The sequence below is a fragment of the Aeromonas aquatilis genome, assembly GCF_054052405.1.
The window spans coordinates 17,190-39,091 of sequence record NZ_JBSTYP010000045.1 but is presented as its reverse complement, the minus strand read 5'-3'; the positions used below and the strand labels follow the sequence as shown (position 1 = coordinate 39,091).

General features: G+C 60.8%; 27 protein-coding genes. 15 read left to right on the top strand and 12 right to left on the bottom strand.

Annotated elements, in window-relative coordinates; all coding sequences use genetic code 11:
• Window positions 1-137: 137 nt before the first annotated feature.
• From pgi to coaBC, 5 genes are all read right to left on the bottom strand, one after another.
• Window positions 138-1,787 carry a glucose-6-phosphate isomerase gene (gene pgi / locus ACW5W8_RS17035; RefSeq protein WP_498629002.1) on the bottom strand — a complete coding sequence of 550 codons (1,650 nt, stop codon included), beginning with the start codon at window positions 1,785-1,787 and terminating at the stop codon, window positions 138-140.
• Between the two features lie 338 nt (window positions 1,788-2,125).
• Window positions 2,126-2,962 (bottom strand): mechanosensitive ion channel domain-containing protein, encoded by an 837-nt coding sequence (locus ACW5W8_RS17030; RefSeq protein WP_498629000.1) that lies wholly within the window; start codon window positions 2,960-2,962, stop codon window positions 2,126-2,128.
• Between the two features lie 165 nt (window positions 2,963-3,127).
• Window positions 3,128-3,724: a nucleoid occlusion factor SlmA gene (slmA, locus tag ACW5W8_RS17025; protein WP_005339495.1), complete on the bottom strand. Its 597-nt coding sequence runs from the start codon at window positions 3,722-3,724 to the stop codon at window positions 3,128-3,130.
• Between the two features lie 68 nt (window positions 3,725-3,792).
• Window positions 3,793-4,251: a dUTP diphosphatase gene (gene dut, locus ACW5W8_RS17020; protein ID WP_005339498.1), complete on the bottom strand. Its 459-nt coding sequence runs from the start codon at window positions 4,249-4,251 to the stop codon at window positions 3,793-3,795.
• Between the two features lie 80 nt (window positions 4,252-4,331).
• Window positions 4,332-5,534, bottom strand: a complete 1,203-nt coding sequence (gene coaBC / locus ACW5W8_RS17015) for a bifunctional phosphopantothenoylcysteine decarboxylase/phosphopantothenate--cysteine ligase CoaBC (protein WP_498628998.1) — start codon at window positions 5,532-5,534, stop codon at window positions 4,332-4,334.
• Window positions 5,535-5,681: 147 nt separating this feature from the next.
• Here coaBC and radC point away from each other — a divergent pair, with 147 nt between their 5' ends.
• The 6 genes from radC to ACW5W8_RS16985 all read left to right on the top strand — a co-directional run bounded on the left by radC (window position 5,682) and on the right by ACW5W8_RS16985 (window position 9,343).
• Window positions 5,682-6,356 carry a RadC family protein gene (gene radC / locus ACW5W8_RS17010; RefSeq protein WP_498628996.1) on the top strand — a complete coding sequence of 225 codons (675 nt, stop codon included), beginning with the start codon at window positions 5,682-5,684 and terminating at the stop codon, window positions 6,354-6,356.
• 136 nt (window positions 6,357-6,492) lie between these two features.
• On the top strand, window positions 6,493-6,729 hold the full coding sequence (gene rpmB, locus ACW5W8_RS17005; RefSeq protein ID WP_005307492.1) for a 50S ribosomal protein L28: 237 nt from the start codon (window positions 6,493-6,495) through the stop codon (window positions 6,727-6,729).
• A gap of 11 nt (window positions 6,730-6,740) precedes the next feature.
• Window positions 6,741-6,908, top strand: coding sequence for a 50S ribosomal protein L33 (gene rpmG, locus ACW5W8_RS17000; protein WP_005307500.1), 168 nt, complete (start codon window positions 6,741-6,743; stop codon window positions 6,906-6,908).
• Window positions 6,909-7,001: 93 nt separating this feature from the next.
• A complete protein-coding gene (locus tag ACW5W8_RS16995) occupies window positions 7,002-7,457 on the top strand; it encodes a hypothetical protein (RefSeq protein ID WP_498628993.1) in 456 nt (151 codons plus the stop codon).
• A 24-nt stretch (window positions 7,458-7,481) separates the two neighbouring features.
• Window positions 7,482-8,294: a bifunctional DNA-formamidopyrimidine glycosylase/DNA-(apurinic or apyrimidinic site) lyase gene (mutM, locus tag ACW5W8_RS16990; RefSeq protein WP_498628991.1), complete on the top strand. Its 813-nt coding sequence runs from the start codon at window positions 7,482-7,484 to the stop codon at window positions 8,292-8,294.
• 113 nt (window positions 8,295-8,407) lie between these two features.
• Window positions 8,408-9,343 (top strand): VirK/YbjX family protein, encoded by a 936-nt coding sequence (locus ACW5W8_RS16985; protein WP_498628989.1) that lies wholly within the window; start codon window positions 8,408-8,410, stop codon window positions 9,341-9,343.
• Between the two features lie 106 nt (window positions 9,344-9,449).
• Here ACW5W8_RS16985 and coaD read toward each other — a convergent pair whose 3' ends face one another.
• Window positions 9,450-9,932 (bottom strand): pantetheine-phosphate adenylyltransferase, encoded by a 483-nt coding sequence (coaD, locus tag ACW5W8_RS16980; RefSeq protein WP_184237655.1) that lies wholly within the window; start codon window positions 9,930-9,932, stop codon window positions 9,450-9,452.
• A 134-nt stretch (window positions 9,933-10,066) separates the two neighbouring features.
• Here coaD and ACW5W8_RS16975 point away from each other — a divergent pair, with 134 nt between their 5' ends.
• On the top strand, window positions 10,067-11,104 hold the full coding sequence (locus tag ACW5W8_RS16975; protein ID WP_498628986.1) for a glycosyltransferase family 9 protein: 1,038 nt from the start codon (window positions 10,067-10,069) through the stop codon (window positions 11,102-11,104).
• 51 nt (window positions 11,105-11,155) lie between these two features.
• On the opposite strand, the gene ACW5W8_RS16970 is transcribed toward ACW5W8_RS16975, so the two are convergent.
• Entirely contained in the window at window positions 11,156-11,932 is a 777-nt protein-coding gene (locus tag ACW5W8_RS16970) for a glycosyltransferase family 2 protein (RefSeq protein WP_005339515.1), read from the bottom strand.
• Between the two features lie 276 nt (window positions 11,933-12,208).
• Here ACW5W8_RS16970 and waaF point away from each other — a divergent pair, with 276 nt between their 5' ends.
• On the top strand, window positions 12,209-13,243 hold the full coding sequence (gene waaF / locus ACW5W8_RS16965) for a lipopolysaccharide heptosyltransferase II (RefSeq protein ID WP_498628984.1): 1,035 nt from the start codon (window positions 12,209-12,211) through the stop codon (window positions 13,241-13,243).
• 1 nt (window position 13,244) lies between these two features.
• The gene (waaA, locus tag ACW5W8_RS16960) at window positions 13,245-14,510 is read left to right on the top strand and encodes a lipid IV(A) 3-deoxy-D-manno-octulosonic acid transferase (RefSeq protein WP_498628982.1); all 1,266 of its coding nucleotides are present in this window, start codon (window positions 13,245-13,247) and stop codon (window positions 14,508-14,510) included.
• A 77-nt stretch (window positions 14,511-14,587) separates the two neighbouring features.
• On the opposite strand, the gene ulaA is transcribed toward waaA, so the two are convergent.
• Genes ulaA through ACW5W8_RS16945 form a run of 3 tightly spaced genes read right to left on the bottom strand, consistent with a single transcriptional unit; the run spans window position 14,588 to window position 16,665 of the window.
• On the bottom strand, window positions 14,588-15,847 hold the full coding sequence (gene ulaA, locus ACW5W8_RS16955) for a PTS ascorbate transporter subunit IIC (RefSeq protein WP_139743436.1): 1,260 nt from the start codon (window positions 15,845-15,847) through the stop codon (window positions 14,588-14,590).
• 51 nt (window positions 15,848-15,898) lie between these two features.
• Window positions 15,899-16,186: a PTS sugar transporter subunit IIB gene (locus tag ACW5W8_RS16950; protein ID WP_498628980.1), complete on the bottom strand. Its 288-nt coding sequence runs from the start codon at window positions 16,184-16,186 to the stop codon at window positions 15,899-15,901.
• A 35-nt stretch (window positions 16,187-16,221) separates the two neighbouring features.
• On the bottom strand, window positions 16,222-16,665 hold the full coding sequence (locus ACW5W8_RS16945; RefSeq protein ID WP_498628978.1) for a PTS sugar transporter subunit IIA: 444 nt from the start codon (window positions 16,663-16,665) through the stop codon (window positions 16,222-16,224).
• A 251-nt stretch (window positions 16,666-16,916) separates the two neighbouring features.
• On the opposite strand from ACW5W8_RS16945, the gene ACW5W8_RS16940 reads away from it, so the two are divergent.
• The 4 genes from ACW5W8_RS16940 to ACW5W8_RS16925 all read left to right on the top strand — a co-directional run bounded on the left by ACW5W8_RS16940 (window position 16,917) and on the right by ACW5W8_RS16925 (window position 19,623).
• The gene (locus ACW5W8_RS16940; RefSeq protein ID WP_498628976.1) at window positions 16,917-17,939 is read left to right on the top strand and encodes a LacI family DNA-binding transcriptional regulator; all 1,023 of its coding nucleotides are present in this window, start codon (window positions 16,917-16,919) and stop codon (window positions 17,937-17,939) included.
• Window positions 17,940-17,971: 32 nt separating this feature from the next.
• Window positions 17,972-18,952, top strand: coding sequence for an acrylyl-CoA reductase (NADPH) (acuI, locus tag ACW5W8_RS16935; protein WP_498628974.1), 981 nt, complete (start codon window positions 17,972-17,974; stop codon window positions 18,950-18,952).
• Between the two features lie 74 nt (window positions 18,953-19,026).
• Window positions 19,027-19,152 carry a hypothetical protein gene (locus ACW5W8_RS16930; protein ID WP_005339521.1) on the top strand — a complete coding sequence of 42 codons (126 nt, stop codon included), beginning with the start codon at window positions 19,027-19,029 and terminating at the stop codon, window positions 19,150-19,152.
• Between the two features lie 138 nt (window positions 19,153-19,290).
• Window positions 19,291-19,623 carry a DUF2799 domain-containing protein gene (locus ACW5W8_RS16925; protein ID WP_498628972.1) on the top strand — a complete coding sequence of 111 codons (333 nt, stop codon included), beginning with the start codon at window positions 19,291-19,293 and terminating at the stop codon, window positions 19,621-19,623.
• A 20-nt stretch (window positions 19,624-19,643) separates the two neighbouring features.
• Here ACW5W8_RS16925 and ACW5W8_RS16920 read toward each other — a convergent pair whose 3' ends face one another.
• Window positions 19,644-19,808, bottom strand: a complete 165-nt coding sequence (locus ACW5W8_RS16920; RefSeq protein WP_374842838.1) for a hypothetical protein — start codon at window positions 19,806-19,808, stop codon at window positions 19,644-19,646.
• A gap of 112 nt (window positions 19,809-19,920) precedes the next feature.
• Window positions 19,921-20,352, bottom strand: a complete 432-nt coding sequence (locus tag ACW5W8_RS16915) for a flagellar basal body-associated protein FliL (protein ID WP_431361937.1) — start codon at window positions 20,350-20,352, stop codon at window positions 19,921-19,923.
• Window positions 20,353-20,497: 145 nt separating this feature from the next.
• Here ACW5W8_RS16915 and ACW5W8_RS16910 point away from each other — a divergent pair, with 145 nt between their 5' ends.
• Both ACW5W8_RS16910 and ubiA read left to right on the top strand, forming a co-directional pair.
• A complete protein-coding gene (locus tag ACW5W8_RS16910; RefSeq protein ID WP_005339534.1) occupies window positions 20,498-21,034 on the top strand; it encodes a chorismate--pyruvate lyase family protein in 537 nt (178 codons plus the stop codon).
• Window positions 21,031-21,900, top strand: a complete 870-nt coding sequence (ubiA, locus tag ACW5W8_RS16905; protein WP_498628969.1) for a 4-hydroxybenzoate octaprenyltransferase — start codon at window positions 21,031-21,033, stop codon at window positions 21,898-21,900. The genes ACW5W8_RS16910 and ubiA overlap by 4 nt, the downstream gene beginning before the upstream one ends.
• Window positions 21,901-21,902: the final 2 nt, after the last annotated feature.

Below are 21,902 nucleotides of genomic sequence, written 5' to 3'. Positions count from 1 at the left end.
GTTACGGGAGGGGCGTGAATATCAAAGCATGTTTGCATGAGGCGCTGGGGCACCCCATGCAACACGTAATTGGGACATAGCCATAAAAAAGCCCCGCTCATCGAGCGGGGCTTTTGCATTCAGAAAGGCTGGATAAATCAGGCTTTCCACGCTTTCCAGGTGTTGATCAGAGCGTTGGTGGAGCAGTCGTGGCTGGTGACTGCCTCGTTGTTGCCCAGCTCCGGCAGGATCTTGTTGGCCAGCTGTTTGCCCAGCTCCACGCCCCACTGGTCGAAGCTGAAGATGTTCCAGATTGCGCCCTGTACGAAGATCTTATGCTCGTACATGGCGATCAGGGCACCCAGGGTTTTCGGGGTCAGGCTCTTGAACAGGATGGAGTTGGTCGGGCGGTTGCCTTCGAACACCTTGAACGGTACCAGATCCTTGACCTGCTCCAGGGTTTTGCCAGCAGCCAGGAACTCGGCTTCGACCTCTTCCTTGCTCTTGCCGAAGGCCAGCGCCTCGGTCTGGGCGAAGAAGTTGGCCAGCAGTTTCGGATGGTGATCACCGATCGGGTTGTGGCTGATGGCCGGCGCCAGGAAGTCACAGGGGATCAGCTTGGTGCCCTGATGGATCAGCTGGTAGAAGGCGTGCTGGCCGTTGGTGCCCGGCTCACCCCAGATGATGGGGCCAGTCTGGTAGTCAACCGGCTTGCCGTTGCGATCCACGTACTTGCCGTTGGACTCCATGTTGCCCTGCTGGAAGTAGGCTGGGAAGCGGTGCATGTACTGGTCGTACGGCAGAATGGCTTCGGACTCGGCACCGTAGAAGTTGTTGTACCACAGGCCAATCAGCGCCAGCAGTACCGGCACGTTCTGCTCATAGGAGGCAGTGGCGAAGTGCATGTCCATCTCGAAGGCGCCTTGCAGCAGGGCTTCGAAGTTCTCGAAACCGACGGAGAGGGCGATGGGCATGCCGATGGCAGACCAGGAGGAGTAGCGGCCGCCAACCCAGTCCCAGAACTCGAACATGTTGTTGGTATCGATACCGAACTCGGCCACGGCCTTGCCGTTGGTGGAGAGGGCAGCGAAGTGCTTGGCAACGTGGGCCTTGTCACCGGCGATGTTGATGAACCAGTCGCGGGCGGTCAGGGCGTTGGTCATGGTCTCCTGGGTGGTGAAGGTCTTGGAGGCCACCAGGAACAGGGTGGTTTCCGGATCGATCTTCTTCAGGGTCTCGGCGATGTGAGTGCCATCGACGTTGGAGACGAAGTGCATCTGCAGGTGGTTTTTGTAGGGACGCAGTGCCTCGGTGATCATCACCGGGCCCAGATCTGAGCCACCGATACCGATGTTGACCACGTGCTGGATCGCTTTGCCGGTGTAGCCTTTCCACTCGCCGGAGATGATCTTCTCGCAGAAGCCCTTCATCTTGGCCAGTACGGCGTTCACTTCCGGCATCACGTCCTTGCCGTCGCACTCGATGGGGCGGTCGGAGCGGTTGCGCAGGGCCACGTGCAGTACGGAGCGCCCTTCAGTCATGTTGATCTTTTCGCCGTTGAACATGGCATCGATCGCGCTGCGAAGATCGGTCTCTTTGGCCAGATCAACCAGCAACTTGAGGGTATCGTCGGTGATCAGGTTCTTCGAGTAATCAACCAAGATATCGCCGCCGAAGGTGAGGGAAAACTTGTCAAAGCGCTTCGGGTCCTGCGCGAACAGATCCTTGAGTCGAGTCTCTTTGTTTGCTGCAAAGTGGGCTTCCAGTGCCTGCCAGGCCTGGGTTTGGGTTGGATTGATATTTTTCATAGGATTCCTGAAATGCCAAGTTGTGTTTGAACCTTGCAGGCAAGGTCCCGCCAAACCTTATTATCCGAGCATTATAGCGAGCCGGCCGGGCGGCCCGTGTAACAGAGTTTTACCGATTGTCTTTTACCGCAATGGGGCAACCGTCGGGAGTATACAACCAGAACATCGGGATTATGAGTCACGAAAGCAAGGGGGATCTTGCGCTCGCTCATGATTGGGGCTGGCCCGATAGCCTGAAATTGTTTTCATTCCACTGGCCTGAATATGCAGCGGATGGCGAGCCAGAAATGACAATGCCAGCTCGAAGGCTGGCATTGTGGGTTGTTGCAGAACCGCGATCACGCCTGCGGTTTTTGCATGTGCATTACCATCTGCGGGAAGGGGATCTCGACGCCTTCGGCATCAAAGGTCAGTTTCACCTTCTCGTGGAAGTCAAACCAGACCCCCCAGTAGTCAGCGGTTTTCACCCAGGGACGCACCACGATATTGACCGAGGAGTCGGCCAGCGCGGCAACGGCGATGGTGGCTGCCGGATCTTTGAGGATGCGGGGCTCTTCATTCACCAAACGTTCGAGGATCTGCTTGGCTTTGCGCAGGTCGGAGCCGTAGCCGATGCCGAAGGTCATGTCGACACGGCGGGTATCCATGCGCGAGTAGTTGACGATGGTGCCGTTGAGAATGGCAGAGTTCGGTACCACGACCATCTTGTTGTCGCCGGAGGTGAGGGTGGTGGTAAAGAGCTGAACGGACTGAACCACACCCGCGGTGCCCGCTACTTCGATGAACTCGCCCGCCTTGATGGGGCGGAAGATGATCAGCAGGAAGCCGGCGGCGAAGTTGGAGAGCGAGCCCTGCAGCGCCAGACCGATGGCCAGACCGGCGGCACCGATAATGGCGACGAAGGAGGCGGTCTGCACCCCGACCCGGCCCAGCGCGGCGATCACCACGAACACCAGAATGGCGTACTTGAGGATGCTGCCAACGAAGTGGGTGACGGTGGTGTCCAGCTTGCGCGCCTGCATCACTTTGACCACGCCGCTGCTGAGGAGGTTGGCGGCAATATAACCGACCAGCAGGGTCAGCAGGGCAGCGGCGATATTGACGCCGTATTCGATCAGCAGTCCCTGATTATTGACCAGCCAGGTCTGCGCTTCGGTAATGATTTCGGGTTCCATAGGATGTCCTGTCAGGTTCTAAAAGGTTTATGGTGGATAAATCTAACACCGCAGCGCGACAGTACGGGTCGCATCTGGTACTTCTTTTCTGCCATAAAAACCTGACACAAAAAAGAAGGGAGGCCAAAGCCTCCCTTCTTTTTGCTGAATGATGCGAAAAAACCATCAGCTCTGCAGCAGCTGGCTGCGGATAAATTGCCACTGATCTTCGAAACCGGCGGTGGGCTTGAGCTTGAACTCGGAGCGCACGAACTGGCTGATGCGGCCTTCGGTGTAGGCCAGCAGCAGATTGGCCAGCATGGTCTCGTCGAGCTGGAAGCCCTGACCCTCGCGCAGCCGCTTCTCGCGCAGCACCTGTTTGATCTGGGTCTCCAGCTTGTCGAACAGGATGCTGATGCGATCCCGCAGCCGATCGTGCTCACCCAGCAGGGCGTCGCCGTTGAGGATGCGGGTTATGCCTGGATTCCGCTCGGCGAACACCAGCAGCAGCTGCAGGATATGGTGGCAGCGTGCCATGGTGTCTTTCTCTTCCGCCATGATCAGATTGACCCGTGACAGCAGGGAATCCTCGATAAAGTCGATCAGCCCCTCGAACATCCGCGCCTTGCTGGGAAAATGTCGATAGAGGGCTGCTTCAGAGACGCCGACCTCGGCCGCCAGACGGGCCGTGGTGATGCGCTGACCCGGACTGGTTTCCAGCATATGGGCGAGCGCCTGCAGGATCTGATCGCGCCGACTCTGTTTCTGATTACTGCTTGCCATGGATTCCCCTAAAAAAACAATGGCTTGATTCTGTTATTAGGCACCGCCCATCAGGCAGGTGTGGTCTGTTATTGGCGACCAGAAGAACCAAAACCGCCTTCACCCCGTTCGCTCTGGTTGAACTCATCGACCAGTTGGAAGCTGGCCTGAACTACCGGCATGATCACCAGCTGGGCGATGCGCTCGCCGGGTTGCATGGTGAACTCATCCTTGCCGCGGTTCCAGACCGAGACCATCAGCTGACCCTGATAGTCGGAATCGATGAGACCGACCAGGTTGCCCAGCACGATGCCGTGCTTATGGCCGAGACCGGAGCGAGGCAGAATGGTGGCACACAGACCCGGATCCTGGATGTGAATGGCCAGACCGGTCGGCACCAGGGTGGTATCACCCGGCGCCAGAGTCAGCGGCGCATCCAGCAGTGCGCGCAGATCCATGCCGGCAGAGCCGGGAGTGGCGTAGGCGGGCAGCGGGTACTCGGTACCGATACGGGCATCCAGAATCTTCAGTTCAATTTGTGTAGTCATGAATCGCTTTTTCAGTTGGATCTTGTATTGGCGTCCCTCTTGGCAGGCGGGGCGCCGTGAGTCTTGTTCTTTCGGGACGCTCAGTGCCGGTAGTGGCGCGCAATCAGGGCGATCAGGTGACGGGCCAGCGTCAGCTTGTCGGCCAGCGGCAGCGGGGCCTGGCCCCCTTGCCAGAACACGGTCAGGGCGTTGTCATCGGCGTTGAAGCCTTGCCCCTCGCGGGACACATCGTTGGCGGCGATCATGTCCAGCCGCTTACGCTGCAACTTGTCGAGGGCGTATTGTTCCACATCCACGGTTTCGGCGGCAAATCCGACGGTGAAGGGTTTGTCTGAAAGGGCACCGACGGCCGCGATGATGTCGGGGTTTTTCACCAACTTCACCACCATCTGGTCGTTGTCGCCGGTTTTCTTGATCTTCTGGCTGGCCACCTGCTCGGGGCGGTAGTCGGCTACCGCTGCGCAGCCGATGAAGAGGTCGCACTCGCCGACCCGGCTCATCACCGCCTGATGCATCTGCTCCGCGCTCTCCACATCGACACGGGTCACGCCAGCAGGCGTAGCCATCGTCACCGGGCCGCTCACCAGCGTCACTTCGGCGCCCGCTTCACGAGCGGCGCGGGCGATGGCGTAGCCCATCTTGCCGGAGCTGTGATTGCTGATGTAGCGCACCGGATCCAGCGCCTCGCGGGTTGGCCCTGCGGTGAGCAGCAGCCTGACGCCTGCCAGCAAGGGCTCGGCGGCCAGTTGCTGGCAGCAGCGATCCACCAGTTCGAGGGGGTCCAGCATCCGGCCCGGGCCCACATCGCCACAGGCCTGGCTGCCGGCATCCGGCCCCCACAGCAGAATGCCGCGACTGGCCAGGGTCTTGAGGTTGGCCTGGGTCGCAACGTTGAGATACATCTGCTGGTTCATGGCAGGTGCCAGCGCGATGGGCGCCGGAGTGGCCAGACAGAGGGTGGTCAGCAGTTCGTCGGCCATGCCGGCGGCCATTCGCGCCATCAGGTTGGCGCTGGCGGGGGCGATCAGTACCAAATCGGCCCACTTGGCCAGCTCGATATGGCCCATGCCCGCTTCGGCAGAGGGGTCCAGCAGGCTGTAGGCCACCGGATGACCGGAGACCGCCTGCAGGGTCAGCGGGGTGATGAACTCCTTGGCGGAGCGGGTCATCACCACCCGCACTTCGGCGCCCTGATCTTTCAGGCGGCGTACCAGCTCGGCACTCTTGTAGGCGGCGATCCCGCCACTGACACCCAACAGGATGCGTTTATCGGCCAATCTCATCTGCTGTTTCTCTATCCGGCTCATTCTGACTGGTCGGCTAAGATACCACAGGCAATGGATGACGACAGGGGTTGGCATCAAGGGGTGTGGTCGGGCGCGCGCAATTTTTTGCTATGTTTTTTCTCAACAGAGATGAGGGAGAGACAAATGAGCATCAAAGAGTGGCCGGAAGATGAACGACCCAGAGAGAAGCTGTTGCGTCAGGGCCCCGCGGCGCTCTCCGATGCCGAACTGCTCGCCATCTTTCTGCGCACCGGCGTCAATGGTCTCAGTGCGGTGGATCTATCACGCAACTTGTTGAATCAATTCGGCTCTTTGCGAAGCTTGCTGGGGGCGGATCAACAGGTATTTTGCGAGGCGCACGGCCTTGGCCCGGCCAAATATGCCCAGTTGCAGGCGGTGCTGGAGATGGCCAAACGCCATCTGGCGCAGCAGTTGCAACGGGGTGATGCGCTCACCTCGCCCCAGCTGACCCGAGACTATCTGCAGGCCCAATTGCGGGATCGGCCGAGGGAAGTGTTTGCCCTGCTGTTGCTCGACAATCAGCACAGAGTCATTCAATTTGTTGAGCTTTTTTTCGGCACTATCGACTCGGCGAGCGTCTGGCCAAGAGAAATCGTGCAGATCGCGCTCAAACATAATGCAGCCGCGGTGATTCTGGCGCATAATCACCCGTCCGGCGTCGCCGAGCCCAGTAGGGCCGACCGCCAGATCACGGATCGGATCACGGCCGCTTTGGCCCTGATCGATATCAGAGTGCTGGATCACTTGGTGATCGGTGATGGCATCACGGTTTCTTTTGCCGAGCGCGGTTGGCTATAACTGTGCTCTGGCACCGTATTAGTTGATCTTTGATCACGGATGCTGTATAAAATGCCGCCTTCTGTTTGCCCCGCAATCGAAGGCCAGCGGGGCAGATATTTGCTCGAGCAATGAAGTAAGATTTGGAGAGACTGACATGTCTAGAGTATGCCAAGTAACCGGCAAGCGCCCGGCAGTTGGTAACAACCGTTCGCACGCTAACAACGCCACCAAGCGTCGTTTCCTGCCGAACCTGCACACTCACCGTTTCTGGGTTGAGAGTGAAAAACGCTTCGTAAGCCTGCGCGTATCCGCAAAAGGCATGCGTATCATCGACAAGCGTGGCGTTGAAGTGGTTCTGGCTGAACTGCGCGCCAGCGGTGTTAAGGTATAAGGAATTAGATCATGGCTAAAGGTATTCGCGAGAAAATTCGCCTGAACTCCAGCGCCGGTACTGGTCACTTCTATACCACTACCAAAAACAAGCGCACCATGCCCGAAAAAATGGAGATCAAAAAGTTTGATCCCGTTGTTCGTCAGCATGTGATCTACAAGGAAGGCAAAATCAAGTAATTACTTGATGCTGCATTCCCAAAAACCCGGCTTCGTGCCGGGTTTTTTTATGCGCCGAATTCAGTACACTGCCGGTTCAAAGGGAGGCTTGCCATGTTCAAATTGAGCCGCAAAGGCTGGAATAACGTGATCATTGTGGTGGTGCTGATCGTGATCACCCTGTTGCATCGTATGGAGACTGCCCAGCAGGAGAACAGCGCCAAGCGGGCTCGCTCCTTGCTGCCGGATGCGGCTGTGGTGCTCACCTGGCAGGGGCCGAGCTGGCAGATTGAGCGGATCGGTCAGGGCTGGCGCAGCGTGCCGGATTTGGGGCTCGACACTGCTCAGCTGGATGCCCGTCTGGCGCGCTGGCAAGGCTGGTTGCTGCCCCCCGGCGAGGTGGTGCGCGGTACCCCGGTGACCATCAAGGTGTGGATTGCCGGCCAGAACGCTCCGGTCGAGATCGGCCTCTATCAGAACAGCGGCCAATATGGCGCTCAGCTGTCGTCCGGTCTCTGGCTCGTCCTCACTGCCGAGCAGTATCGCGATCTGCTGCGCCCTGCCCCCTGATTCCCTTTTCCTTGCGAGGTGCCCATGCCCGAATTGCCAGAAGTTGAAGTCAGCCGGCAGGGGATCTCCCCCTGGCTCACCGGTATCAAGGTGACGCGTGTAGTGGTGCGGGATGGTCGCCTGCGCTGGCCGATCCCCGGTGAAATTCAGGAGCTGGTGGACCTCACCATCCTTCGGGTGCGTCGCCGCGCCAAATACCTGCTGCTGGAGACCGATTTCGGCACCGCCATCCTCCATCTGGGGATGTCCGGCAGCCTGCGGGTACTGGATATCGGCACCCCGGCCGAGAAGCACGACCACGTGGATATCGAGCTGGAGAATGGCAAGTTGCTGCGGCTCAACGATCCGCGCCGCTTCGGCGCCCTGCTCTGGACCCGCGAACCGGCCGAAGCCCACGCGCTGCTCGCCAAGCTGGGGCCAGAGCCGCTCACCGATGCCTTCAGTGCTGATTACCTGCAGGGGCGCGCCAAGGGGCGCAGCACCGCCATCAAGCAGTTCCTGATGGACAATCAGGTGGTGGTCGGGGTGGGCAACATCTACGCGAACGAGGCGCTCTATGCTGCCGGCATTCACCCCAAACGGGCGGCGGGCAATATCAGTGCCGAGCGGCTGGGAACCCTGGTGGCCGAGATCAAGCGGGTGTTGGCCGAGGCGATTCGCCAGGGCGGCACTACCCTCAAGGATTTCACCAGTGCCGATGGCAAGCCGGGCTATTTCGTGCAGCAGTTGCAGGTCTATGGCCGTGGCGGTCAGCCCTGTTTCCACTGTCACACCCTGCTGACCGAGACAAGAATGGGGCAGCGCACCACGGTTTTTTGCAGTCATTGCCAGCGCTGAGCGCACTTTTTGCCCCGAACCGGGGGAAGTTGTAACCGCATATTTCTCGGCTGTTGAAGATTTGCACAGCTGTCACTAATATCCCGACCGTTCAGGCGGTTTGAGAAATAAAAATGACAGTTAAATCAATAGGCTGGGGGCTCCTATCCCGGCAAGAGCGCTATTGCGCCAAAAGCATGGCCCGCTTCCTCTACCCGGAGGGGTGTGACCGCAAAACCTTCAATCGCGGCAAGTTCGTGCTGCGCAGCCTGCTCTATCGCAAGTCGCTGACCCGGGTCTTCAGCCTGTTTCGGTGCGACTCGCTCAAGGCGCTGCCCGCGATCTATCCCGAGCTGCTCGACAAGCCGATGCGCCCCTATCGCTTCGCCTGTGCCAATGCCCACCAACGGGCCGATATGCTGGAAAACCACTATCGGTTGCTGCTGGAGTGCTACCCGCAGTTGATCGACCCGCTCTATCTGGGAGGAGGGATCGTGCTGGGGCTCTATCCCCAGAGCGGCTGCCGGATCCTGCTGCGCTACGATGGCACCTTCCGCCGCGAGGCGGAGCTGGCGCTCTCCATCGTCAACCCCGAGGGGCAGCGCCTCTACAGCTGCGCCTTTTCGCTGGCGGGCAGTGCGGATCGTTTGATGCTGATGATCGGCTCCATGCAGGGGCCGGAGCCTGCGGTCGACAATGCTCAGGATCGGGTGCGCGAGCTGACCAAAGAGGGGCACGGCCTGCGGCCCAAATCCCTGCTGGTGCAGCTGGTGCTGCAACTGGCGCAGACCATGGGGGCGACAGAGGTGCTGGCGGTGCGCAAGCGGGCCCACGTGTTTCAGGCCAAGCGCTACAGCAGCAAGCAGAAAGCCAACCTGCAGGCCGATTATGACGAGCTGTGGCAGGAGTTCGACGCCCGGGATGTGGACGCCAACTTCGTCGCCCTGCAAGCCCAGCCGCGCAAGCCGCTGGAGGAGATCGCCTCCAAGAAGCGGGCCATGTACCGGCGCCGCTACGAGTGGTTCGATCTGCTGGTGCAGGGGATGAGCGAGCAGTTTGCCCGTCAGTAACCGGCAATCAGGCTGACCTCTCCATAACGAGAGAGATACAACAAGGGCTACCCGTGGGTAGCCCTTGTTCGTAGTTGCTGTCGGGAATGGCGAGTGTGGAAGGGGATCACCCTTTCTGTTTGGCTGCGATGGCCTGCGCCACCACGGGGTCGACAAACTGGCGGATGTCGCCACCGTGCAGCGCCACCTCTTTCACCAGAGTGGAGGAGATAAAGGAGTTTTCCTCCGCCGGGGTGAGGAAGACGCTCTCAAGCGTGGGCATCAGGCGGCGGTTCATGTTGGCCAGCTGGAACTCGTACTCGAAGTCGGAGACGGCGCGCAGGCCGCGGATCAACACGTTGGCCTGATGCTCTTTGGCAAAATCGACCAGCAGCCCGGAGAAGCCCACCACCTTGACGTTGGGCAGCTGGCTGGTCACTTGCTGGACAAGCTGGACACGTTCTGCCAGATCGAACAGCGGGCGCTTGCTCGGGCTGTTGGCGACACCGACCACCACCTCGTCAAACAGCTTGGCGGCGCGGCCGATGAGATCGGCGTGGCCATTGGTAACGGGATCAAAAGTCCCGGGATAAATTACCCTGGTAGTCATCTTTGCGGTCCTGCAACCTGGAAATTTGGTCGCATTATAAGGTCGTCGCTTGAGAATAGCAGTGCATCAGGCAAGAATACGCCATCGCGCATCAAGCCTCCCTGCATTGGTGACAGGGAGCAAAGGGATTTTTTATGAAACGTATTCTGGTCGTTCGCAATGACAAGATTGGTGACTTCATGCTGGCGTGGCCGAGCTTCGCCATGCTCAAAGGCTCCATGGAGTGTCATGTGACTGCCCTGGTTCCGGCCTACACGGCGCCGCTGGCCCGGCTCTGCCCCTGGATTGACGAGGTGATCATCGATCCGGGCGTGCGGGCCGACAAGGAGCAACAGCGGGCACTGCTGGCGCGGATCAAGGCGGCGGCGTTCGACGCGTCCATCTGCCTCTTCTCCAACTCCCGCAACGCCATGCTGGTGTGGAAGGCACATATCCCTTACCGGCTGGCCCCGGCGACCAAGCTGGCGCAGGTGCTCTACAACCAGCGACTGGTGCAGCGTCGCTCCCGCTCCCAGAAACCGGAGTCCGAGTACAACCTGGAGCTGATCCGCCGCTTCTTGACCGATCAGCAGGTGGCCGTGGTGGAGCCCAAGACCCCCTTCCTGCAGTTCGATGACGAGACCCTGCTACAGGTGCGTGAGCAGCTGGCGCTCAAGCTCAAGCTCGATGCCAGCCGCCCCTGGCTGATGGTGCACGCCGGTAGCGGCGGTTCGGCCAACAACCTCTCCATCGAGCAATATGCCCGCATCATCATCAAGCTCAATCAGGCCTGTCCCGAGCTGCAGTGTGTGCTGACCGCAGGCCCGGGCGAGGAGAAGATGGCCGAACAGCTGGCGGCCGAGTTGCTGGCCCACGGTGGCAATGGCTGGATCTACCGCTCCAGCGATGGTCTGCCGATGTTCTGTCAGGTGCTGGCCAACGCAGCCCTGTTTATCGCTGGCAGTACCGGCCCGCTCCATATCGCCGGTGCGCTCGATGTGCCGACCATCGGTTTCTTCCCGATGCGCCGCTCCGCCACTCCGCTGCGCTGGAAGCCCCTCAATAGCGAAGGGCGCCACCTCGCCTTCAGCCCGCCTGAGGATAGCGACCATCCTGAGGATATGAGCCAGCTCGATCCCAAGACCATGGTGCCGGTGATGGCCCGCTGGGCGGCGCCTTTCTGGTGCAAATAACGTATGCAGCAATGCAAACAGGGCCCCGCGGGGCCCTGTTTCGTATGACGGTTATTCCGGCTGCTGCGGTTGCTGGCGCACCCAGAGGTCGGCGTATTTGACGAAGGTGGAGTGGGCGGAGAGGATCGCCAGCAGCAGCCCCTGCTTGCCGTCGAGGAAGCCCGCTTTGAGCAGGTACATCTTGAGGAAGCAGCCGACCGCGTGGATCAGCCCCTGACTGAGGGAGCCCTTCTTGCCGCGGGCGGTGCGCTGATCGGCCCAGGCGCGGGCATAACCGGCGGATTTGACCAGATAGTGCTCCAGATCCCGATAGGTGAAGTGGAGCAGGTCGCCATGAATATTGACGATCTTCATGTTGGCCCGCACTTCTACCTTTTCGTGCACCAGCGCCTCGTTGTAGCTGGTGAGCGCCTTGGGATAGAGGCGCAGCACCCGATCCGGATACCAGCCGCTGTGGCGGATAAAGCGGCCAAACACCCAGGAGAGGCGCGGGATCGAGTAGATGGTGTCGCTGGCCGGATTGGCCATCACGTTGGCGATGGCGGTTTTCAGCTCGGGGGTGAGCCGCTCGTCGGCATCCAGCCACAGCACCCAGTCGGACTGCACGTGGGACTGGGCCAGTCGGCGCTGTTTGCCAAAGCCGGGCCACTTGGCGTTGACGAAGAAACGGGCGCCAAATTCGGCGGCGATGGCCGGGGTCTCGTCCTGACTGCCGGAGTCCAGAATGACGATCTCGTCCACCAGTCCGTCGAGGGAGGCGAGGCACTTGCGCAGGTTGTCGGCTTCATTCTTGACGATCAGAACGGCAGCCAGAGTCGGTTTTTTCACGAATGTGGGCTCACGGTTATTGCCCGGCTGGCGGGTCGAATGCGTATTGATGGGCCATTCTAACGGAAAAATGGGTCAAAGAGAGAGCCGCCATTGCCCGTTTCTATCAGCTGTTTGCCTGTCTCGTCTCGTCCGGTTGGAAGAGGGCCACTGCTGGAAAAATGGGGTGGCAGCAGCGTTTGGCAAGGATCTTCTGTTATTTATCCGACCATTCTTGGGGCATAATCTTGGCCAGTGATGATTAACCGCCGGGCCAGCCCCGAGAGAAGATACGCGATGAAAATATTGGTGATCGGCCCCTCCTGGGTCGGCGACATGGTGATGTCCCAGAGTCTCTACAAGACGATCAAGGCCAACCATCCCGAGAGCGAGCTGCACGTGATGGCCCCCGCCTGGTGCTGCGCCCTGCTGGAACGGATGCCGGAGGTGGACAAGGCGATCACCATGCCCCTTGGCCACGGTGACTTCAAACTGGTGGCGCGCCGCCGCCTCGGCAAGCAGCTGGCAGCCGAAAAGTACGATCAGGCCATCGTCCAGCCCAACTCCATGAAGTCGGCGCTGATCCCCTGGTTTGCCCGCATTCCGGTGCGTACCGGCTGGAAGGGCGAGAGCCGCTACGGTCTGCTCAACGACCTGCGCAGCAACAAGTCCGCCTTCCCGCTGATGGTGGAGGGTTATCTGGCGCTCGCCTATCCCAAGGAGCAGATGAAGAGCCGGGCCGATATTCCGACCATTCCGCACCCCTCTCTGCACGTCGATCTGGTCAACCAGAGCAAGGCGCTGGAGCGACTGGGGCTGGATCGCGCCCGCCCGGTGCTGGTGCTCTGCCCCGGTGCCGAGTTTGGCCCGGCCAAGCGCTGGCCGGAGGGGCACTACGCCGTGGTGGCTCAGCAGCATCTGGACGAAGGGTGGCAGGTGTGGATCTTCGGCTCCAACAAGGATGTGCCGGTGGCCAATACCATCCGGGATCGGGTCAACCTGCTGACCCGCCCCAACTGCCACGTGCTGGCGGGCAAGACCAGCCTGCACGAGGCGATCGATCTGATGGCGCTGGCCAGCCGGGTCATCTCCAACGACTCCGGCCTGATGCACATCGCCGCCGCCCTCAACCGGCCGCTGGTGGGCGTCTATGGCTCCACCTCGCCGCTCTACACCCCACCGCTGGCGGATCGGGTCGAGATCGTTCACACCGACATCGAGTGTCGCCCCTGCTTCAAGCGCACCTGCAAGTTCGGCCATCTCAAGTGTTTGATCGACCTGGCGCCGGAGCAGGTGGTCGATGCCTGCAAGAAGCTGGAGCAGAGTCAGTAAGATGCCCTACCGTCTGCTCTACAACCTGCTGATCCATCTGGGATTGCCGCTGGCACTGCTGGCACTCTACAAGCCGAAGAAAGGCAAGCCCGGCTTTGGCAAGCGCTGGGCCGAGCATCTCGGACGGTTGCCTGCCACCGGACAGGAGGCGCCGCTCTGGATCCATGCGGTGAGCGTGGGGGAGACGCTGGCCATCACGCCGCTCATTCGTGCCCTGAAAGCAGAGCGGCCCGATCTGCCGATCCTGCTCACCACCACCACCCGTACCGGCGCCGATCAGGCCGCCAAGCTGGGGGATCTGGTGATCCATCGCTACGCGCCGCTCGACTACCCGTGGGCGGTGGCGGCCTTTCTCGACACCTTCAAGCCGTGCGCGCTCTGGGTGATGGAGACCGAGCTGTGGCCGAACTGGCTGGCCGCCTGCGAGGCGCGCCACTTGCCGGTGACCATTATCAACGCCCGCCTCTCCGAGCGATCCTGCCAGCGTTATGCCCGTTTCCACGGTGCCTTCGACGCCCTGAGCCGGCCGCTGACCCATCTGCTCTGTCAGCATCAGGATGACGCCGACCGCTTCGCTCGCCTCGGCATCGAGCGTTCGCGGCTGGCGGTGACCGGCTCCATCAAGTTCGATATCCAGTTTGGTGACGAGGTGCAGGCCAAAGGTCGCGCCTTGTGCCAGCAGTTGGGCGCCGAGCGGCCGGTCTGGATCGCCGCCAGTACCCATCTGGGTGAGGACGAGCAGGTGCTGGCCGCCTTCGATCTGCTGCTCAAACGCCATCCCGCTGCGCTGCTCATTCTGGTGCCGCGCCACCCCGAGCGGTTCGACCGGGTGGCCGAGCTGTGTGCCCCTTACGGCTGCGTGCGGCGCACTGATGGTGCTGCGGTGAGTGCCGGGGATAAGGTCTATCTCGGCGATACCATGGGCGAGCTGCCGCTGATGCTGGCGGCGGCCGATGTGGCCTTCGTCGGCGGCAGTCTGGTGAAGATCGGCGGTCACAACCTGCTGGAGCCGGCGGCGCTCGGCAAGCCCTGTCTGACCGGCCCCGCCTACTTCAACTTCAGCGACATCACCCGCCAGCTGGTGGCTCAGGGGGGCGCAACCATCGTGGCCGATGCCGCCGAGCTGGGCGAGCGGGTGAGCCAGCTGTTTGCCGATGGCAACGCCCGCCGCGAGATGGGCGAGCAGGCCCGCGCCGTGGTGCTGCGCAATCAGGGAGCGCTGGCGCGCACCCTCTCTCACTGCCTCACTGCGCTGGAGAACGACTGAGTGTCAGCCTTTCATACATCTCAGCCATAAAAAACGGAGCGCGATGCGCTCCGTTTTGTTTTTGGCGGTGACCGGAATTAGCGAACGATCAGCCCCAGCAGGATGCCGACCACACCGAAGTCGGAGTCGCTGAAGGTAGTGTTGGCGAAGCCGAGGTCGCCCAGTACCGGCAGCAGGAACACCGGCAGAATGGTGAGCAGCAGCAGGCCGTTGGCGAAGGAGCCCAAAATGGCGCCGCGACGACCACCGGTGGCGTTGCCGAAGACCCCGGCAGCTGCGCCAACGAAGAAGTGCGGTACCACGCCCGGGATGATGACGGTCAGGCCCATGGCGTAGAGCAGCGCCATCCCCACCAGACCGGCGGCAAAGCTCGACAGGAAGCCGATCAGCACGGCATTGGGGGCGTAGGGGAAGACGATGGGGCAGTCGAGTGCCGGCTTGGCGTTCGGTACCAGCTTGTCGGAGATACCCTTGAAGGCCGGTACGATCTCGGCGATGACCATCCGCACACCCTGCAGGATCACGTAGACGCCCGCCGCGAAGGTGATGGACTGCATCAGGGAGAACATGAACCAGTGCTTGCCCTTGGCGACGCTGGAGACAAACTCGGGGCCGGCGAAGGCGGAGGTCACCAGGAAGATGATGCCCATGGTGAAGGAGATGGCCACCGGAGTATCGCGCAGGAACAGCAGGCTCTTGGGCACCTGTACATCTTCGCAGCTGTGGGCCTTGTTGCCGAACTTGGCTCCGATCAGGGCGGAGAGCACGTAGGAGCAGGTGGAGAAGTGGCCCAGCGCCACGTCATCGGAGCCGGTGATCTGCTTCATGAAGGGGTGGGCGATGGCCGGGAAGAAGACCATGGCGATACCGACCACCAGACTGCCCACCGCGATCAGCGGCACGCCGCTCATACCGCCGGCAGAGAGGATCACCGCCACCATCATCGACATGAACAGGGTGTGGTGACCGGTCAGGAAGATGAATTTCCACGGGGTCAGGCGGGCGATCAGGATGTTCACCAGCATGGCGAAGAACATGATCATCGCCATCTCCTTGCCAAACGAGGTCTGGGCGATGGAGACGATGGCCTCGTTGTTGGGGACGACCCCCTTGATACCGAAGGCGTGCTGGAAGATAACGGCGAAGTCACCCAGCGAGTTGATCACCAGGGTGGCACCGGCCCCCAGAATGACGAAACCCATGATGGTCTTGACCGTGCCCTTGATGCACTCGGTCACCGGTTTCTTCTGGGCAATCAGGCCGATAAGCGCGATCAGGCCGACCAGCACGGCGGGCTCGGACAGCACGTCAAACATCAGAAAATTGAAAAATTCCATGGTCAGCTCCTGGCAATGGAAGATGCGGCCCGCAGGCCGCATGGAGGATCCTTAGAGGGCGCCCAGTTCGCGCAGGGCGGTGGAGAGCAGTTCTTTCATCGCGACCTTGTCGACCATGTTGGCGAGGCTCACCAGTCGGCCATTGACCCCCATGGATTGCAGCTGCTCGGCGATGTCGCGGGTGGCGATAAAGATCTCGGCGGTTTCGCTACCGGCGGAGGCCAGATCGCGGTGATCCACTTCGGCAGTAACCGCCAGCTCTTTCAGGATGCTCTTGACGCTCATTTCCATCATCAGGCTGGTGCCCAGACCGTGACCGCATACAACCAGAATTTTCATTGTCTCTTCCTCTGTCAGGTGCGCCGTGGCGCAGATCAGTAGCGCGCCAGAATGCGCAAGATGTCGTCTTTGGTGTCGGCCGCGATGATGGCCGCCACGTCCTCTTCATTCATAAACAGCTCGGCCAGCTGGGCGATGGTCTCCACGTGGGAGTTGCTGTCGCTGGCAGCCAGGGTGATCAGCAGCTGGATCGGGTCGTTGCCCTCGGAATCGAAATTGACCCCCTGCTTGATGACGGTCAACCCCAGGCCCAGCCGGTTGACGCCGTCCTCGGGGCGAGCGTGGGGCATCGCCAGACCGGGGCCCAGTACGTAGTAGGGGCCGAGATCCTCATGGGAGCGAAACAGTGCCGCGACATAGGAGGGCTCGATGGTGCCATTGGCCAGCAGGGGCGCCGTGGCCAGTTCGATGGCGTGGCGCCAGTCGCGGGCGGCGGGTTCGATGCGGATGACATCCTCGGTCAGCAGTTGAGTCAGCATGGTGGTGATCCGGCTAGTTAAGATGGGGCCAATCTATCGATCTTGCGGTGGTGAAACTGTGAGGATGATCGCGAAAGTTAGCGCTATCAGATAGCGCTAACATGAAACTGTGATAGCGCTATCACTTCACCCATTAACGGGAGCCATCCTGCCCCTGCGGTAGGGGAAAGAGAGTAGAATCGGCCCTGAGCAAATAGTCAGTGGCGCTCTTTTGCCTTAAAGTGAGCAGCCGCAAGCCGAGGAAGGGATGGATGTCAGAAGCGAAAAAGCGCCGTAGCACGGGTCGGGTGACCCTCAACGATGTGGCCCAGCTGGCCGGAGTGGGGGCCATGACGGTCTCCCGTGCCCTGCGCACCCCCGAACTGGTCTCCGACAAGATGCGTGAGCGCATCGAAGCTGCGGTGGAAGAGCTCGGCTATATCCCCAATCGGGCCGCCGGGGCGTTGGCCTCTGCGACTTCCCAGACCATCGTAGTGATCGTCCCGAGTCTGGCTGAAGCGGGCTGTGGCGAGATGATCGCCGGCCTGCAACAGACCCTGCTCGAGGAGGGTTACCAGATCATGCTGGGGGATGCCCAGCATCTGAAACAGCAGGAAGAGAGCCTGCTGACCAGCTTTTTGCAGCACAATCCGGCGGCGGTGGTGCTGTTTGGTGGCGATCCCGGCGAGACGATCCGTACCCGCCTGAAAGCCTCCCGCCTGCCGGTAGTGGAAGTGGGTGCTATGGCCCGCAGTCCCATCGACATGAATGTGGGAGTCTCCAACTTCGATGCCGGTTATCAGCTCACCCACCACCTTATCGAGCGGGGCTACCGCAATATCGGTTTTCTCTGTGCCCGTCAGGAGCAGTGGATGCTGCAACAGCGGATGCAGGGCTGGCAGAAGGCGCTGCTCGACAACTACCTCTCCCCCGATGCCATCATCAACACCTCTGAGCGGCCCAGCTTCAGCACCGGTGCCACCATGCTGGGTGAATTTCTGCTGCGCTGGCCCGAGCTGGACGCGCTGATCTGCGTTAACGACGAACTGGCGGCCGGGGTGCTGTTCGAGTGTCAGCGTCGCCATTTGAATGTGCCGGGCAAACTCGCCATCGCCGGATTTGACGATCTGGATGTGGCGCGCGCCTGTTATCCGACCCTTACCTCGGTCAGGATCCCCTATCGCAAAATGGGGCAGGAGGCCGCCGAGCTGATCCTGCGCCAACTGGCCGGGGAGCCCGTGATGGGTACCGCACTGGCTCTCGATTTTCAGCTGCAAAAGCGCCAAAGCAGCTGATCCCCGTTTCACACGTCATCAAAGAGGCAACCATGTTCAAGGCTTTATTACTGGAAAACCAAGACGGCAAGACAGTTCCAACCCTGACCCGACTGACCGAGGGCCAGTTGCCGGAAGGTGAGGTGCGGGTGGCGGTCGCCTACAGCTCGATCAACTACAAGGATGGGCTGGCCATCACCGGCAAGGGCAAGATAGTGCGCCAGTGGCCACTGGTGCCCGGCATCGACTTCGCCGGTACCGTGCTCGAATCTGCCGACCGCCGCTATCAGCCCGGCGACAAGGTGGTGCTGACCGGTTGGGGCGTGGGCGAAGGGCACTGGGGTGGCATGGCCGAACAGGCGCGGGTCAAGGGGGACTGGCTGGTGCCGTTGCCCGCCGGGCTGGATGAGCGCCAGGCCATGTGCATCGGCACCGCCGGTCTCACCGCCATGCTCTGCGTGCTGGCACTGGAAGAGGCGGGCATTACTCCCGCAAGTGGCGAGGTGCTGGTCACTGGTGCGGCGGGGGGGGTGGGCTCCAGCTCGGTTGCCCTGCTGGCAGCCCTTGGCTATCAGGTGGCAGCGCTGACCGGTCGGCCCGAAGAGCAGGGCGCCATGCTCACTGCGCTGGGTGCCAGCCGCATCGTGCCGCGCAGCGAACTGCTGGTGCCCGCCAAACCGCTGGAGAAGCAGCTGTGGGCCGGTGCCATCGACACCGTTGGCAGTCAGGTGCTGGCCAAGCTGTTGGCCCAGATGAACTATGGCGGCGCTGTGGCAGCCTGCGGGCTGGCGGGCGGCTTTGATCTGCCGACCAGTGTGATGCCCTTTATCCTGCGCAATGTGCGGCTGCAGGGGGTCGATTCGGTGATGTGCCCGTTTGAACGTCGTCAACTGGCGTGGCAGCGACTGGCACGGGATCTGCCCGCCAGCTTCTTTGAACAGGCGGTTACCGAGATTGGGCTGGAGCAGGTAGTGGAGGCCGCCGAGGCCATCACGCAAGGCCAGATCGCCGGCCGGACTCTGGTCAAACTTTGAACTCCCCCTGACTGGCGAGCCCGACAATTCCGGATAAAATTGGAGTGCGGGTGAACTATCCAAGGAGAGTGAAGATGGGTGGACACAAGCCGGATTACGACTCCTCTGATGATGACTGGGAGCCGGATTCCTGGGAAGAAGAGCTGGATCAGTGGGAAGATGAAAGCTGGCAGGATGATGACACTTTCGATGACCAGTGAACCACGGCATTGAACGAACAGGCGGGCTTTGGGCCCGCCTGATTTTTTTTGCCGCGCTCACATGGCTGAGCGTTCGTCCTTGGTCAGGGGCGGGGCGCTGGGTAGAATGAACTGCCCAAATGACGCTCAAGGATGACTATGCGACTCACCATCATATTGTTGGCTGCCCTGCTGGGTGGCTGTGTTTCCAACGATGATCCCTGCGAGAAGGTGTGGAGTGAGGTGGGGGAGGCGGATGGCAAGCTGGGCTTCACCACCGAGCGGATCGAGTTCCATCAGGGCCAGTGTGGCAAGAAGGTGGATTCTGAACTGTGGAAGCAGGGACATCAGAAGGGATTGGCATGGTATTGCCGCCCCGAGCACCTCTATCTGGCTGGCCGCTCAGGTGAGGAGTATCGCGGCGTTTGCCCGAACGATACCCAGGCGCGCAGATTGTTCGAGCAGGGGCGTCAGGGGTGGACCGATCAATAAAACCCTGACAGGGAGGGGCGTTACTCCTCTTTCAAACGCAGCGGTTGGCAGAGGTAACCCTTGTCATTGGCACTGCGGGCGCACTTGCTGCAGACAAACTTGGGTTTGCGGATTATCTTGCGCAGCGCCTTGAGATCGGTGGGGATCTCGTGACGGCGCCATTCACACAGGGTTTTGCTGCCCATAACGACTACCTCTACGACTCGACGGCCGTATTGTAATCGATTTTCATTTCTAATAAACCGGCAAAGCTCGCTTATTGGCCGATATGCCAATAAGCGATTGTTTCGGGAGGGATTACTGGTAGAGGAACTTGGTGAAGATAAGCTCGCGCACCGCTTTCTTGCCGGTCTCTTTCACCAGCAGTTCGTTGACGGTTGTTTCGCACTCCTTGCGTAGCTCTTCGCGGCTGGCCAGAGATTTGATCTGATCGGCGCTCTTGCTGCCCAGTAGACGGATGATGGCATCGCGGATCAGCGGGTCATGTTGCTCCAGCAGTTTGAGGTCGGCCTCGTTCTCCGCCATCAGCTCCACCGTGACACGGATATAGCCGAGGGTTTTGCCATTACTCAGGTAGTTGGTGATGATATCCGGATCGAGTGCGTGGTAGGAGAAGCCCGGTTTGGCGGCCGTTTCACCCTCTGCGGGCGGCTCCTCACCTTCGGAGGCAGAGACCTGAAGTGCGCCACAGCTCAGTAACAACACCAGCAGAATTTTGAAGATCTTCATATAGATGGCTCATCAGCAAGAGATAACCCATTTTTGATGTTGCCATCGGGGCCGTCAAGCACGGATGTTCTTACATTTCGCTATTGATTTACGGATAATAAACCGGATTTTAACCTGAACACGGAAATCTCTGGATGGTGAAGCTGTGAAGTCCGAGTTGACTGTTCCCCTCACGCCGTTAAGCGGGTGGCTGGCCCCCGAATGTTGCGAATTGCCCGCCAGCTTGCGCCCCTGGCTGCTGGAGCCCGGCTCCATGACCCGGCGTCTGCGTCAGCACAATCGCCACTTTTCGGTGGAGTGGCTGGGCAATCACCCGGTCGCCCTTACTGCCGATGAGCAGTGGCTGGTGGATTCGGCCTCGCCGGCCGGTACCTGCCGTGAGGTGATCCTGCACGGGGATCGTGGACCCGCCGTGCTGGGCTGGACCCTGTTTGCCGATGACGCGCTGCAAGGGAGCGGCATCGCCGAGCTTGGCGAGCAGCCGCTGGGTGAGCGGGTATTTGGCCATGAGCCTGCCCGCCGCGATCATCTGCAGTTGGCCCGTTTCGATATTGCCGCCAATCCCCGTTGCCCGGCCGCCACTGTCTGGGGGCGTCGTTCCCGTCTGTTTCTGGGGCAGTGGCCACTGCTGGTGCACGAGCTGTTTCTGCCCTCTCTCGTCTGTGACAAGGAGCTGGAGTGAATCTGTTAACCAAGGAGCGGGGACTTGCCTACATGCAGTTGGCCCGCGTCGACAAACCCATAGGCACTCTGCTGCTGCTGTGGCCAACCCTGTGGGCGCTCTGGCTGGCCGCTGGTGGCCTGCCCAATCTCTGGGTGCTGGCCGTGTTTGTGGTCGGCGTCTTTCTGATGCGCTCGGCAGGGTGCGTGATCAACGATTATGCGGATCGCAACTTCGATGGCCACGTCAAACGCACCGCTGGTCGCCCCTTGCCCACGGGCAGAGTCAAGCCGTGGGAGGTGTTGGCGCTCTTCTTCGTGCTGGCACTTATCTCGTTTGGTCTGGTGCTGACCATGAATCCGCTCACCATCGGTCTGTCGTTTGTCGCCCTGCTGCTGGCGGTGAGCTACCCCTTCATGAAGCGCTTTATCTCGAATCCCCAGCTGGTGCTCGGGATGGCCTTCTCCTGGTCGATCCCGATGGCCTATGCGGCGCAGGCGGATGCCCTGCCGCTGGTGGCCTGGTTGCTCTTTTTCGCCAACCTGCTCTGGACCGTGGCTTACGACACCCAGTACGCCATGGTGGATCGGGATGATGACCTCAAGATCGGCCTCAAATCCAGCGCCATCCTGTTTGGTCGTCATGACAAGCGGATCATCGGCGCACTGCAACTCTCGACGCTGCTGCTGTTGCTGGCGGTCGGGCAGCTGATGACGCTGGGGGGCTGGTATTACTGGGGATTGCTGGGGGCGGCGGTGCTGTTTGTCTATCAGCAGCGGCTCATTCGTGAGCGGCAGCGGGAAGCCTGCTTCCAGGCGTTTCTCAACAACAACTATGTGGGGGCGCTGGTGTTTGCCGGTCTGGTGCTCGATTACCTGCTGGCGTGACA